Consider the following 13,103-nt stretch of genomic DNA (forward strand, 5'->3'; position numbering starts at 1 on the left):
GGCGACACCCGCCGACGGCTCGCCGCCCCCACCCTCGCCATGCTGCCCCGCATCGCCGACTCCCTGTCCTTCCTCTACCTGGACATGGTCCGCGTCGTCCAAGACGACACCGGCGTCTGCGCACAGATCCAGGTCGACGAAACCCGCACCGACACCGTCTACCTCCCCACCGCCGCCCTCTCCTGCCTCCTCCTCGGCCCCGGCGTCTCCATCACCACACCAGCCCTGACCACCCTCGCCCGCCACGGCACCAGCGTCGTGTGCACCGGCTCCGGCGGCGTCCGCGCCTACGCCGGCATCCTCCCCGACTCCCTCACCACCCACTGGCTCGAGCAGCAGGTCACCTGCTGGAGCGACCCCGACCGCCGCCTCGACGTCGCCATCCGCATGTACAAGATGCGCTTCCACGACGCCGACCTGCCCACCACCATCACCCTCGACCAACTGCGCGGCATGGAAGGCCAGCGCATGAAAGCCCTCTACAAGATCCTCGCGGACCAGCACGGCATCGGCCGCTTCCGCCGCAACTACCGCCCCGACCAATGGCACGCACAAGACCCCGTCAACCTGGCCCTCTCCTCCGCCAACACCTGCCTCTACGGCATCATCCACGCCGCCCTGCTCGCCCTCGGCCTCTCCCCAGCCCTCGGATTCGTCCACGCCGGCACCCAGCACGCCTTCGTCTACGACATAGCCGACCTCTACAAAGCCGACACCACCCTCCCCCTCGCCTTCGCCCTCCACGACTCCACCAACCCCGAACAAGAAGCCCGCCGCCGCTTCCGCGACAACCTCCGACTCCTGCGCCTGCTGCCCCGCATCGTCCGCGACACCCAAACCCTCCTCACGACCACACCCGACACCCCCCACGCCGACGACGACACCGACGACGACCCCGCAGAACGCCGCGACGTCCACATGGTCCACCTCTGGGACCCGAAAACCGGCACCCTGCCCGCCGGCGTCAACTACGCAGCAGGAACCGACTGATGCCCTCCATGGTCGTCATCGCCACCACCGCCGTCCCCGACCACCTACGCGGCGCACTCAGCCGCTGGACCAGCGAAGTCGTCCCCGGCATCTTCGTCGGCAGCGTCTCAGCACGCGTCCGCGACGAACTCTGGCGCGCCGTCACCGACACCGTCGGCAACGGCGCAGCCGTCCTCGTCCACCCCGCAGCCACAGAACAGGGCTACGCCATCCGCACCGCCGGCACCCGACGCCGCGTACCCGTCGACTACGACGGACTCACACTCATCCGCATGACTGGCGCACCCAAGGCAAAGGAAATGCAAAGCCCTTCTTAAGGGCCAGGTCAGGAAGTGTCCTCCCCGCCGACGCGGGGGTGCTCCGCGGTGCCGCGTCTCCGGTCGGACACCCGGCATGTCCTCCCCGCCGACGCGGGGGTGCTCCGCCGATCATCGGCCCGTTCACCGGATGGGACCTGTCCTCCCCGCCGACGCGGGGGTGCTCCGGCCCTGACCACGGGCACGCAGACGATGGACACGTCCTCCCCGCCGACGCGGGGGTGCTCCGCACAGCTACATTGAACCCATGGGATTGCGTAGGTCCTCCCCGCCGACGCGGGGGTGCTCCGCGCACCCCCACCCGCCCCTTGGGCGGGGACAGGTCCTCCCCGCCGACGCGGGGGTGCTCCGTTTCACTGTGATGAATCACCACACATGAACCTGTCCTCCCCGCCGACGCGGGGGTGCTCCGACGGGGAGCCGCTCCGCGCGGGACACGACGGAGTCCTCCCCGCCGACGCGGGGGTGCTCCGGCGGCGATGTCTGCGGTCTCGGTGGTGTCGGTCATGCGGCGGTCCTCCCCGCCGACGCGGGGGTGCTCCTCCGGACGGGACCCCGGCTCCCGCCGTGCCCCAGTCCTCCCCGCCGACGCGGGGGTGCTCCGCTGGACGCGCTGACCGCGGTCAACGTGCGGCTGTCCTCCCCGCCGACGCGGGGGTGCTCCGGACAACGGCACGGTCCGCTCCTGGCAGCTCCTGTCCTCCCCGCCGACGCGGGGGTGCTCCGGCGATCAGCGGCATGCCGTAGGTGATGGCGCGGTCCTCCCCGCCGACGCGGGGGTGCTCCGCACTCCCAGCACGGCGACCGCCTGTCGAACCGGTCCTCCCCGCCGACGCGGGGGTGCTCCGAGGACGCGCTGATCCTGTGGCGCTACGGCGGCGTCCTCCCCGCCGACGCGGGGGTGCTCCGCTGGCGTTCGCGCTGGTGATCCGTCAGGAAGCGTCCTCCCCGCCGACGCGGGGGTGCTCCGCTCCAGTCGCCGACCGCGCTGCGGGCCGTGCTGTCCTCCCCGCCGACGCGGGGGTGCTCCGAGGTCATCGTGCCCGACAGTGTGTGGGACGCGGTCCTCCCCGCCGACGCGGGGGTGCTCCGTCGCGTGCCGCGCTCGCGCCGGCGGTCACCTCGTCCTCCCCGCCGACGCGGGGGTGCTCCGATCCTCGGCCCGGTCTTCGCCGAGCTCGGGCCGTCCTCCCCGCCGACGCGGGGGTGCTCCGTTGCGCGGCAAGAGCGGACGCCGGGTGGTCATGTCCTCCCCGCCGACGCGGGGGTGCTCCGTCGCTCTGCCGGTCGGCGACGGCTCGGCGGCGGTCCTCCCCGCCGACGCGGGGGTGCTCCGCCCGGGCTGCTGTCCTGGATGGACGAGGTCGAGTCCTCCCCGCCGACGCGGGGGTGCTCCGCCGTCATCTCCGCCCTCCGGCAGGCCGGGGCCGTCCTCCCCGCCGACGCGGGGGTGCTCCGGCAGCGGTCTGGTGGATCGGCCATCGTGAAGGGTCCTCCCCGCCGACGCGGGGGTGCTCCGGTGGCCGACCGCCTCGCGCAGCGCCTCAAGGAGTCCTCCCCGCCGACGCGGGGGTGCTCCGACCGGCGCCACCTACGCGCGCGACCTCGCCGAGTCCTCCCCGCCGACGCGGGGGTGCTCCGTTGTCCCAGCGGGACATGCAGTTCGCCGAGCTGTCCTCCCCGCCGACGCGGGGGTGCTCCGCCGGCCGACCCTGGGCCCGCGGTCGCGTCCGAGGTCCTCCCCGCCGACGCGGGGGTGCTCCGCGGTCGAAGCCCGCGGACTGGGTGCCGCCGGCGTCCTCCCCGCCGACGCGGGGGTGCTCCGGTGTCCCGGTCGGTCATCGCGCGTCCTGGGTCGTCCTCCCCGCCGACGCGGGGGTGCTCCGACGGCCGGGCCGGGCGCGAAGTGGCACGGCGAGTCCTCCCCGCCGACGCGGGGGTGCTCCGCCCCTCACGCTGGCCGCGCTCCGCCGCCGCATGTCCTCCCCGCCGACGCGGGGGTGCTCCGATGGTGACGACCCCGCTCGCCGGGGCGGCTGAGTCCTCCCCGCCGACGCGGGGGTGCTCCGACGAGCGCACATGAACCTCGGCGAATGGGCGGGTCCTCCCCGCCGACGCGGGGGTGCTCCGAGCATCCGCGAGCGGACCCCCGTCATGCAGTTGTCCTCCCCGCCGACGCGGGGGTGCTCCGCTCGACAAGGACTTCGGGTCGCTGACCGGCGCGTCCTCCCCGCCGACGCGGGGGTGCTCCGTTGGCCCACCTCACGCATAGACAGCTGGCTGAGTCCTCCCCGCCGACGCGGGGGTGCTCCGCCTCCGACCGCCACCCGGCCGCCGGCCAGGCCGTCCTCCCGCCGACGCGGGGGTGCTCCGACATCGTGGGCGTGCACGGTGACCCGCTCCGGTGTCCTCCCCGCCGACTCGGGGGTGCTCCGGTGGTGTACATGGGCACGTTGCTGGGGCCGGTGTCCTCCCCGCCGACGCGGGGGTGCTCCGCTTCCCGAGGCGCCGAAGCTGCTCGCCCGCGGGTCCTCCCCGCCGACGCGGGGGTGCTCCGCCGTCCGCACCCGCCCGGCCGACCGGGACGCCGTCCTCCCCGCCGACGCGGGGGTGCTCCGTACCAGCGCACCGTCTGCTCTTGCCAGGGGCGGTCCTCCCCGCCGACGCGGGGGTGCTCCGCCGGTCGACCCGCGACTCGACATGGACCAGTTGTCCTCCCCGCCGACGCGGGGGTGCTCCGCTGGTGGACTGCTGGCAGGCGCTCAACGCCATGTCCTCCCCGCCGACGCGGGGGTGCTCCGCCCTCGGCTGGACCACCGCACCCACCACAGCCGTCCTCCCCGCCGACGCGGGGGTGCTCCGATCAGACCCCAGACATGGCAACGGCTTAGAGCGTTCTCCTCGCCGACGCGGGGGTGCTCCGGTGACGGCTGGGCCGCGCCAGGGGAGCATCACGTCCTCCCCGCCGACGCGGGGGTGCTCCGCCGGCTCCTCCCGGGGTTGCGGGGCTTGCCCAGTCCTCCCCGCCGACGCGGGGGTGCTCCGACGAGCGCACATGAACGTCGGCGAATGGGTGGGTCCTCCCCGCCGACGCGGGGGTGCTCCGAACAAGGCCCTCGTGCAGAACGCGGCCACGGCGTCCTCCCCGCCGACGCGGGGGTGCTCCGCGCCGCTACGACGAGCACGCCACCGCCCTCAAGTCCTCCCCGCCGACGCGGGGGTGCTTCGGTGCGGTCGGCGGGGGCGTTGCGGACCGAGACGTCCTCCCCGCCGACGCGGGGGTGCTCCGTACGACACGGGCGCGGTCGCCAAGCTGTTCGGGTCCTCCCCGCCGACGCGGGGGTGCTCCGTTCGCGACGACGCTGCCGGACATGACGACGGCGTCCTTCCCGCCGATGCGGGGGTGCTTTGCTGTCCTACTCTGGGGCCCAAGCGCAGCCATGGTTCTCCCCGCCGTTGCGGGGGTGCTCCGCGAAGCGCACGGGCATAGCTCGCCCCCAGAAAGTCCTCCCCGCCGACGTGGGGGTGATCCGCTGGCCAAGGAGCAGGGCGACTCCGCTGCTCAGCGCTCCTCGCCGACGTGGGGGTGCTCCGTCGAGGCGGCGGCAACTGCACCGGCATGTCCCCTCGCCGTTGCTGGGCTGCTGGGCGCAGCACCGTGTGGCAAGGGACAGGTCGACGTTCGGCCCGGTTCGCTCGTATGAGGGTTCAGTGGTGCGGCCCGGCGATACCGTGGTGACACACGTCAGACAGAAGCCCAGGAGTTGCCGATGAGCGAGCAGCCGGCCCTCGTGCCCGACCGCCAGCCCCTCGACGAGCAGGCCGCCGCGTCGGCCCGCGCGTACGCGGCCGACCAGCGCGCGAAGGCCGACGTCCTCGCCTCGGTGCTGGAGGACATCGCCGCCCACGGTTACCCGTCCCCGGAAGCGGGCGTGCTGTGGGAAGACGCCCGCGACGCCCACCTGGACCGCCTGGCCGGCGAGGAGCCCCGTGTCGCCTGAGCACGCACCGCGCCGGTCCCAGGTCGTCATGGTGGAGCCCGCGCTGAGCCAGCTGGCGAAGCTCACCGCCCGCGAGACGCACCGCCTGGACCGGGCGATCGTCGCGATCAGCGTCAACCCCGAGCTGGGCACCCCGGTACCCGGCACCCTGCTGCGCGACTACACCGACGACATCGACGAGGTCCGCGTCATCTACTACGTCACCGCGCTGCGCCAGATCACGATCGTCGCTTACATCGAGGCATAGCCGTCGGATAGCTGAGTAGCGCCCCGGTCCGCACGTCCGCGTGGTGACCTGTGACATCGCCGCCGGGGCCGTCGCCGAGGGTGCGGAGGCGTGTTCCCGCTGCCGTGCTGATACGGAGCTCGGCATCGGTAGTGCCGGCTCCTGGCGGCCGTGTCCCGGCCATGGTCTGTTCGTTGGACCGGGTGGCGCGGGCAGGGCCTGGCGGGTCCTCCGCGCCGTGGCGGGGCCCCGCCCGGCTTCGACACCTGTCAGGGCCCCGCCCTCGCGGTCACCGCCCGAGCGCAACCTGACACGCGCCCGCGGCGGCACCCGCGGGGACCGGCCTACGGTGCCGGGGTGTAGTTCACGACCGTGGCCGCGCAGGTCTCGCCGTAGACCTCCAGGGTCGCCAGCTCGGCGTCGTCGACCGCACGGTTCCAGCGGAACTTGGTTGCAACCCACTCGCCGACGTACCGGCAGGGGCCTGGTGCTGGTCCGCGGCCAGCGGGAGCCACTCAGCCGGGTCGCAGTCGGCTTCGCGCGGTTGGAGCGGACGGTGACGGCGACGAGGCTCGTCGACGAGCCCTGGTCGTTGGCGTACGCCTCCCGCCGCTGCGCCGTCCAGGTGCTTGCTCCGACTGGCAGGGAGCGTCATTCCCCACGTGCCATATTCGTCCGCTGGCGTGAGCGGAGGTAGCCGCCTCATCTGCCTACGAATCGAGTCCCTGCAGCGCGTCGGCCACCTCCAGCGCCTGTTGTAGAGCAGGCCCGAAGAGGTCGGGGTTGGCCTCGGCGAGGGTGCGGTAGTGGTCGACGGCTTCCTCGACAGCTGCCAGGCCTTCCGCTCGCCGGCCCGCGTCGCCGAGGCGGATGGAGAGGTTGTTGAGGGACATGGCGAGGTTGGGGAGGTAGGCGTCGGGGTTGGCCTCGGCGAGGGTGCGGCGGATTGCGACGGCTTCCTCGACAGATGCCAGGCCTTCCGCTCGCCGGCCCGCCTCGCCGAGGCGGATGGAGAGGTTGTTGAGGGACATGGCGAGGTCGGGGAGGTAGGCGTCGGGGTTGGCCTCGGCGAGGGTGCGGCGGATCGTGACGGCTTCCTCGACAGATGCCAGGCCTTCCGCGCGTCGGCCCGCCTCGCCGAGGCGGATGGAGAGGTTGTTGAGGGACATGGCGAGGTCGGGGAGGTAGGCGTCGGGGTTGGCCTCGGCGAGGGTGCGGTAGTGGTCGACGGCTTCCTCGACAGATGCCAGGCCTTCCGCTCGCCGGCCCGCGTCACCCAGGTCGATGGAGAGGTTGTTGAGGGACATGGCGAGGTCGGGGAGGTAGGCGTCGGGGTCGGCGTTGGCGAGGGTGCGGCGGATTGCGACGGCTTCCTCGACAGATGCCAGGCCTTCCGCTCGCCGGCCCGCGTCACCGAGGCGGATGGAGAGGTTGTTGAGGGCACCGGCGAGGTCGGGCCGGTGGGCGTCGGGGTCGGCCTCGGCGAGGGCGCGGTAGTGGCCGGTGATGGTGTGGGCGAGGTGGGCCGCGGTGGTGGCGAGGCGGTGGCTGGTGCGAGGGAAATGGCCGTAGAGCGTGTGGAGGGTGTTGAGCGCGATCGCGGGGTCGGTGGCGAGGGTGTCGAGGGCGACTATGAGAGGGGTGGGGTGGTCGGTGCGGGTGGCGGTGGTGATGATGTGCGCGGCCAGCTTGAGGTGGTGACGGATGCAGAGGTCGGTGAGGTAGGTGTCGAGGCGGCCGTCGAAAACGGGGTGGGCGGCGGCGCGGCTGTAGACGGTCAGGAGCTGGGCCGTCTGCGCGTCGTCGGCGCCGTCGAGGAGTTGGTCGGCGAGGCGGGGGTCGGTGTCCAGGATGCGGCCGGTGTGGCGTTCGGCGAGGCGGTCGGGTTGTAGCGCACCCCACGGTGGCCGGCCGGGAGCGGCCGAGGGCGGGGGGTAGAGGGTGGTGAGCCAGGCGGTGACGGTGTTGCGGCGGTCGCGGGGCTGGTCGGCGAGTGCGGGCAGGCGTTGCCACAGCAGGTCGGCCTGGTCGCGGTCGGTGGCGCCTGCCAGGTGGGCGGCTGCGAGCGCGGTCTCCAACGTGTTCGTGCTGAGGTTGGGGGTGAGGCCGCGGGTGGTGGCGCTGCCTTCCCAGTAGCGGCTCTCGTGGTCGAGGAGTCGGTCCTCGACGTCCTGCGCGTTCTCGTCCTCGTCGTCGGTGTGGTTCGTGGGGTGGGGTTGTGTGGTGTCGAGGAGGTCGGCGAGGGCGGTCATGTGGAGGGTGAGCGCGTTGCCGTAGGCGTCTTCGCCGAGCCGCCGGGGTGGCTGCAGACCCGCGGCGGCCGCGCTCCAGTCGCGGCCCGTCAGGCCGGGGACGGCCGGGAGCGCGGCGGCGAGGGCGCGGGCGGCATCGCGGTAGTGGCCGGCGCGCCGGTCGGGCTCGTCCTCCAGCGGGGTGAGGCGGCGGGTGCGGGCGGTGGCGAGGCAGTCCCCGGCCTGCCGGCTTGCCCGCCGGGCCTGCTGCCACCAGTCGCCGGAGGTGCGGGCCAGCAGCAGGAGTTTGAGCGGGCTGGTGCCGGGGTGCTCGGCGGCGGCGGCGACGAGCGCGGCGAGCTGGGCGGGGCGGGTCTCGGCGTAGTCGAGGACGACCAGCATCGGCCTGGCCGCCCGCCGGACCTCCAGCAACTGGGATGGCTCGGCGTTCGCGTGCGGCCACAGCACGGTCCAGCCGGTGGCGGTGAGTTCGTGGCCGAGGTGGTGGGCGAGGCGGGTCTTGCCCTGCCCGCCGGGGCCGTGCAGCAGCCACGCCCCGAAACCGCCCAGGCCGCACCATGCCTGCAGGTCGGCGAGCAGGTCCTCGCGGCCGTGGAAGGGAACGGTCTGCCGTCCGGCCTCCAGCAGCGCCGCCGGCGTCACCGGCGCACGCCGGACAGCGGTGTGGACGGTGGGGTCGGCGATGTCCTGGAACTCCACGGCCCTCAGCCCGCCCGCCGGGTCGCCACCGTGCTCGGCGAGGGCGGTGCGGAAGGCGTCGTCGTGGTGCAGGACGTAGGCGGGCACGACGTTCAGGCGGCCGTGGGCGGAGTTCGCCCGGTCCGAGGCGACGACACCGGCCAGGTACCGGTCGCAGAACACCGCCGCCCCCGACAACCCGCCCCACGGAGACGTCCCGCCACCCGGCCACCCCACCCCGGGCGTGCGCAGGTCCATGACGTACTGGTTGCCGACGATGCCGCTGCCCGGATTCACCTCCCCGCCCAGCTGGACGGCTTCCACCGGCCGGCCTGTGCGCTGGGCCTCGTCCGGGACACCCCAGGTCTCGCACGGTGTGCCGGGACGCTTCGTGTCCGGCCGCCCCCACACGACCGGCACGGTCGGAGGCTGCCAGTGCGGTGAGTCGTCGACGAGGACGAGCGCGGCGTCGTCCCGCCCGCCCGGCGTCCCCGCCCACACCACCGTCCCACCCGCATGCCCGCCGGCACCCGGATGGAACACCTTCACCCGCGTCCCGGCCGCCCCGGTCACATGCGCCGACGACAGCACCAGACGCCCACCGACCGCATACCCCGAACCGGCCTCCGGACGCGATCCCGGCTCCGAGCTCTTCGGCCCGGTCACCCCCGCCACCCGCAACTGCTCCACGCCCGCCCCTCCCCGCCAACCCCTGCCGCCCTGCCCCGGGGTCCGGCCGTGCCGGCCGGACCCTGGGGGACTGTCAGTCCGGGATGCGCCCCGACACGTCACCGGGCCCGTCCGGGCGCTCCTGCGCGGAGTGGACGAGCAGATCCGTGCCGTCGGCGCGCTTGGGGGTGAGAGTGAAGGAGACCCGGTGAGTGCGGCCCCGGGAGACCCCGGCCCCCACCTCCGCGCCCACCGCCCACAGCTTGAACTTGCCCCTCACATTTGTATCCGCGCGCAGCTCGACCTCGAACTCCATCTCCACCGGACCCACCGCGAACACCACCCCCGGGTCCTCGCCCGCCCTCGCGGCGGCTGCGAGCAGTTCGTCGCGCACCGCCGCGACCGCGTCAGCCAGCGGAACATCCATCAGACCAACCCCCTGTCGAATACCTGATCTACCGTCAGGTCGATGCGAACACCGTAGAGGCCGCGCAGGGACCTTCGCAGCGAAAGCCGACTTCGGCCGACTCACCCGGTCGACAACACATCCACCAGAGGTGCCACCCTGCCCGCCAGCCAAACTCCCGCACGCCGACAGCAGGTTGAGAGGCACTCAGTGCCCCGGCGCCCGGGTGAGCGCGGGGGCACTGCCGCGGTCGTCGCCGTCCACGTTCAGCTCGGCACCGGCGCAGAGCGTCGCCGGCCCCGTGACGGTGAAGCCGCGCCCAGCCGGCGGGGCCGGCCGGGCGGCTACGGTGCGACGGTGTAGTTGACGACCGTGGTCTCGCGGGTCTCGCCGTAGACCTCCAGGGTCGCCAGTTCGGTCTCGTCGATGGCGAGTCCCCAACGGAGCTTGGTTGCGACCCATTCGCCGATGTAGCGACAGTGGACGTCGGCGGCCGGCGGGAGCCACTCGGCGGGGTCACGGTCGGCCTTCGCCCTGTTGGAGCGGGCGGTGACGGCGACGAGGCTCGTCGACGAGCCCGATCGGTGGGGATCAGGTGACGGGTCGGCAGGTCTTGCGCTACAAGTCGACGGGCAGGGCCCGCGCCCTGGTGCTCCTGGCGCTGGGGGTCGTGCGGGTCGCGACCACCGGGCAGCTCCGGCAGTTGGTGCTCCCCGGGACGGCGGATGAGCAGACCGTCCGCAACGCCTGCAAGGACCTGCGGGACGCGGAGCTCAAGGAGTCGGCGGGCCGCACGTGGCGTCCTGGCCGCACGGGGACACCGGTGTCTCAGGATCTGTGGTCCCTCACCCCGGCCGGGCAGGCCGCGGCCGCGACCGAGCTGGAGCGGCCGGTGCAGGAGCTGGGGGCGACGGGGCGGGCCGCGGCGCAGGCCGGCGCCGCGCACCAGCTCGCTGTCACGGACGTCATCGACGTCATCCGGCAGTCACCCCCGCTGCCCACCCGGCCGGTGCCCCGCCGCACGGCCGGCCCCGTTCCGCAGCGGGAACTGCCGGTGCGCCCGCGCGGCATCGGGCACCTGCGCGGCTGGACGACCGACGTCCCTCTCCCCGGCACGGGGCACCTGCGGGCCGACGCGGTCCTCGTCGCCCCCCGAGGACGGCGTCCCTCTCCTGTTCGTGGAAGTCGACCACCACGGCGAGCCACCCGCCGCCGTCGCCGCGAAGATCACCGCCTACCGCGACGCGTTCCGCCTGCGCACCACGGACCCGCACGACACGACAACGCGGCCCCCGTGGTCCACCCGGTGGCCCGCCCCCAGCATCGTCGGGCATCCACCAGTGGCCCTGGTGTTCGCCAAGGACGTCTCCCTGCCGGTACTCGCTCGCCGTATCGACGCCATCCGCGACGCCTCCCGCGCCTGCTGGCAGCCGCGGGCAGCCGGCCGGGCGACAGCGACACCGTGCCCCTGGTCACCACCACGCTCGCCCTGCTGCGCGAGCACGGGCCCCACGGCCCCGTCTGGACCCGGTCCGGCGCCCCGCAGCCCCTCGCCGACGCCCTGGCCCACCCCAGCGCCCCTCCCGCGCCCCGCGTGCCCGACCAGGGCCACCGGCCGCAGGACGAGCAGGGCGAGCAGGCCAGCGGACAGGAGCAGGCGGCGCCGTCCGTCTGGCCCTGCCCGTCCTGCGGCGGAGCGACCGCCACCGGCATGCCGTCCGGCCCAGGCGCCTACCAGCCCGCCCCCCTCGGCCGGTGCCCCCGCTGCGAAGAGGTTCACCGCGACCTGGCCCAACGGCGAGCACAGACCGGAGTCCTCGCCCGCCTGCGCTCCCGCACCGATTCTCGCCCCCGCCCCCAGGGCCTGTTGCCGGCCGTGAGGGTCGGCGGCAGCCCGTGCCGATATGGCGTGCGCGGGTGAGGCCCGGTGCCCAGAAGCGCTCTGGGAGCAGTACCACCGGGCCGTCTCTCTCCTCGCCCGACACCGCTCATGTGCCCGGGTGCCCGCGCCCCCGGCCGCCGACCGCGGGCACCGGAGCACCCCTGACTGGCAGTGCCCGCGCACAGCCCGCAACCAGACTGCGTGCGGGCTGCATCATGTCGGGCATGAGACTCCAGATAGCCCGCCGCCGCGGGCGGCGGGGGCTGCGCCTGTGGAACGTCGGTGTCGTCCTCGCGTTAGCCTTCACCGCCGCGCTCGTGGTCGCCGGGTTCGTGTTCAACACCGGCTGGGACCTCCTCGGCGCCCGGGAGCTGAAGAAGCAGCCGAAGATCGACTCCAAAACGCTGTTCGACCTGGTGAAGCTCTCCTTCGGTGTCGTCGCCGGCGCCGGTGCCCTCGTCGCCCTGGTCGTCGCCTACCGCCGCCAGCGCGTCGACGAGGACGGAGCGCTCCGCGACGCCACCCGCCTGCACACCGAACGCTTCACGGCCGCGGTCGCCCAGCTCGGCGACGACTCCGCCGCCGTCCGCCTCGGCGGCGTCCACGCCCTCGCCGGCCTCGCCGACGACGCCCCCACCCGTGAACTGCGCCAGACCTGCGTCGACGTCCTCTGCGCCTACCTCCGCCTCCCCTACACCCCCCAAAGCGACCTGCTCCCCAACGACACCGAAGCCCAACACGCCTACCTCTCCCTCCGACAAGTCCGGCACACGATCATCCGACTCATCCGCGACCACCTCCGCCACCCGGCCGATCACCAGCACTCATGGGCTGGGCTGCACCTCGACTTCACTGGTGTGGTTTTCGACGGCGGCGGCTTCGGCGGGGCGGTGTTCTCCGGCGGCAGGGTCAACTTCGTCGGGGCGACGTTCTCCGGCGCCATGGTCAACTTCGTCGGGGCGACGTTCTCCGGCGCCAGGGTCGACTTCTTCGGGGCGACGTTCTCCGGCGCCAGGGTCGACTTCTTCGGGGCGACGTTCTCCGGCGGCACGGTCGACTTCGGCGAGGCGACGTTCTCCGGCGGCACGGTCAACTTTGGCATGGCGACGTTCTCCGGCGGCACGGTCAACTTCGTCGGGGCGACGTTCTCCGGCGGCACGGTCAACTTCGGCGAGGCGACGTTCTCCGGCGGCACGGTCAACTTTGGCATGGCGACGTTCTCCGGCGGCACGGTCAACTTCGTCGGGGCGACGTTCTCCGGCGGCACGGTCGACTTTCGCGAGGCGACGTTCTCCGGCGGCAGGGTCGACTTCGTCGGGGCGACGTTCTCCGGCGGCACGGTCGACTTCGGCGCGGCGACGGGAACACGCCCGGTGAACCTTCCCCACCCACCGTCTTTGCCCGCAGGGCTCACCCTGGCTGCCCACTGGTAGACCGTGCTGACGTGCTGGTTACGTGAGCCGGATGCCGCGGGCCTGGTGAGGCTCGACGGCGAGCGCGCCTTTCTCCTGGAGTTGCCGGAGCTGGTAGTGCACTGAGGAGCGGGCCATGCCCGTGGCGGCGGCGAGCTCGGCCAGGCTCGGCGCTTCGCCGCGGTCGGCGATGGCGGACGGGATGTGCCGCAGGAGCCGCACCTGAGTGTCGGAGGGGTGGTCGGTCTTCTGCCTGCTCATCCCTCAGTA

General features: G+C 73.6%; 9 protein-coding genes, 1 pseudogene and 1 CRISPR repeat array. Of the genes and pseudogenes, 6 read left to right on the forward strand and 4 right to left on the reverse strand.

Annotated features, from left to right (window positions below; translation table 11 throughout):
- Positions 1–39: 39 nt before the first annotated feature.
- The 4 genes from cas1e (at position 40) to IAG43_RS34055 (ending at position 5,555) form a co-directional block, all read left to right on the forward strand.
- A complete protein-coding gene (gene cas1e, locus IAG43_RS34040) occupies positions 40–990 on the forward strand; it encodes a type I-E CRISPR-associated endonuclease Cas1e (RefSeq protein ID WP_187745059.1) in 951 nt (316 codons plus the stop codon).
- Positions 990–1,307 carry a type I-E CRISPR-associated endoribonuclease Cas2e gene (cas2e, locus tag IAG43_RS34045; RefSeq protein ID WP_187745029.1) on the forward strand — a complete coding sequence of 106 codons (318 nt, stop codon included), beginning with the start codon at positions 990–992 and terminating at the stop codon, positions 1,305–1,307. The genes cas1e and cas2e overlap by 1 nt, the downstream gene beginning before the upstream one ends.
- Before the next feature lie 17 nt (positions 1,308–1,324).
- Positions 1,325–4,901: a CRISPR direct-repeat array (repeat unit 29 nt; unit sequence GTCCTCCCCGCCGACGCGGGGGTGCTCCG).
- 176 nt (positions 4,902–5,077) lie between these two features.
- The gene (locus IAG43_RS34050) at positions 5,078–5,308 is read left to right on the forward strand and encodes a hypothetical protein (protein ID WP_187745030.1); all 231 of its coding nucleotides are present in this window, start codon (positions 5,078–5,080) and stop codon (positions 5,306–5,308) included.
- Positions 5,298–5,555, forward strand: a complete 258-nt coding sequence (locus IAG43_RS34055) for a hypothetical protein (protein ID WP_187745031.1) — start codon at positions 5,298–5,300, stop codon at positions 5,553–5,555. Before IAG43_RS34050 ends, IAG43_RS34055 begins: the two co-directional genes overlap by 11 nt.
- A 323-nt stretch (positions 5,556–5,878) precedes the next feature.
- Here IAG43_RS34055 and IAG43_RS34905 read toward each other — a convergent pair.
- The 3 genes and pseudogenes from IAG43_RS34905 to IAG43_RS34070 form a co-directional block, all read right to left on the reverse strand.
- A pseudogene (locus tag IAG43_RS34905) lies at positions 5,879–6,170 on the reverse strand (HNH endonuclease); the annotation flags it as partial.
- 74 nt (positions 6,171–6,244) lie between these two features.
- On the reverse strand, positions 6,245–9,154 hold the full coding sequence (locus tag IAG43_RS35080; RefSeq protein WP_187745033.1) for a tetratricopeptide repeat protein: 2,910 nt from the start codon (positions 9,152–9,154) through the stop codon (positions 6,245–6,247).
- Positions 9,155–9,227: 73 nt separating this feature from the next.
- Positions 9,228–9,560 (reverse strand): trypco2 family protein, encoded by a 333-nt coding sequence (locus IAG43_RS34070; protein WP_187745034.1) that lies wholly within the window; start codon positions 9,558–9,560, stop codon positions 9,228–9,230.
- A 649-nt stretch (positions 9,561–10,209) separates the two neighbouring features.
- Here IAG43_RS34070 and IAG43_RS35315 point away from each other — a divergent pair.
- Together IAG43_RS35315 and IAG43_RS34075 are read left to right on the forward strand one after the other, a co-directional pair.
- Positions 10,210–11,460 carry a replication-relaxation family protein gene (locus IAG43_RS35315; protein ID WP_425508666.1) on the forward strand — a complete coding sequence of 417 codons (1,251 nt, stop codon included), beginning with the start codon at positions 10,210–10,212 and terminating at the stop codon, positions 11,458–11,460.
- 185 nt (positions 11,461–11,645) lie between these two features.
- Positions 11,646–12,854, forward strand: a complete 1,209-nt coding sequence (locus tag IAG43_RS34075) for a pentapeptide repeat-containing protein (RefSeq protein WP_187745035.1) — start codon at positions 11,646–11,648, stop codon at positions 12,852–12,854.
- Positions 12,855–12,872: 18 nt separating this feature from the next.
- Here IAG43_RS34075 and IAG43_RS34080 read toward each other — a convergent pair whose 3' ends face one another.
- The gene (locus tag IAG43_RS34080) at positions 12,873–13,094 is read right to left on the reverse strand and encodes a LexA family protein (RefSeq protein ID WP_187745036.1); all 222 of its coding nucleotides are present in this window, start codon (positions 13,092–13,094) and stop codon (positions 12,873–12,875) included.
- Positions 13,095–13,103: the final 9 nt, after the last annotated feature.

This window comes from Streptomyces genisteinicus (genome assembly GCF_014489615.1).
In the GTDB taxonomy this organism is placed as follows: Bacteria; Actinomycetota; Actinomycetes; order Streptomycetales; family Streptomycetaceae; genus Streptomyces; species Streptomyces genisteinicus.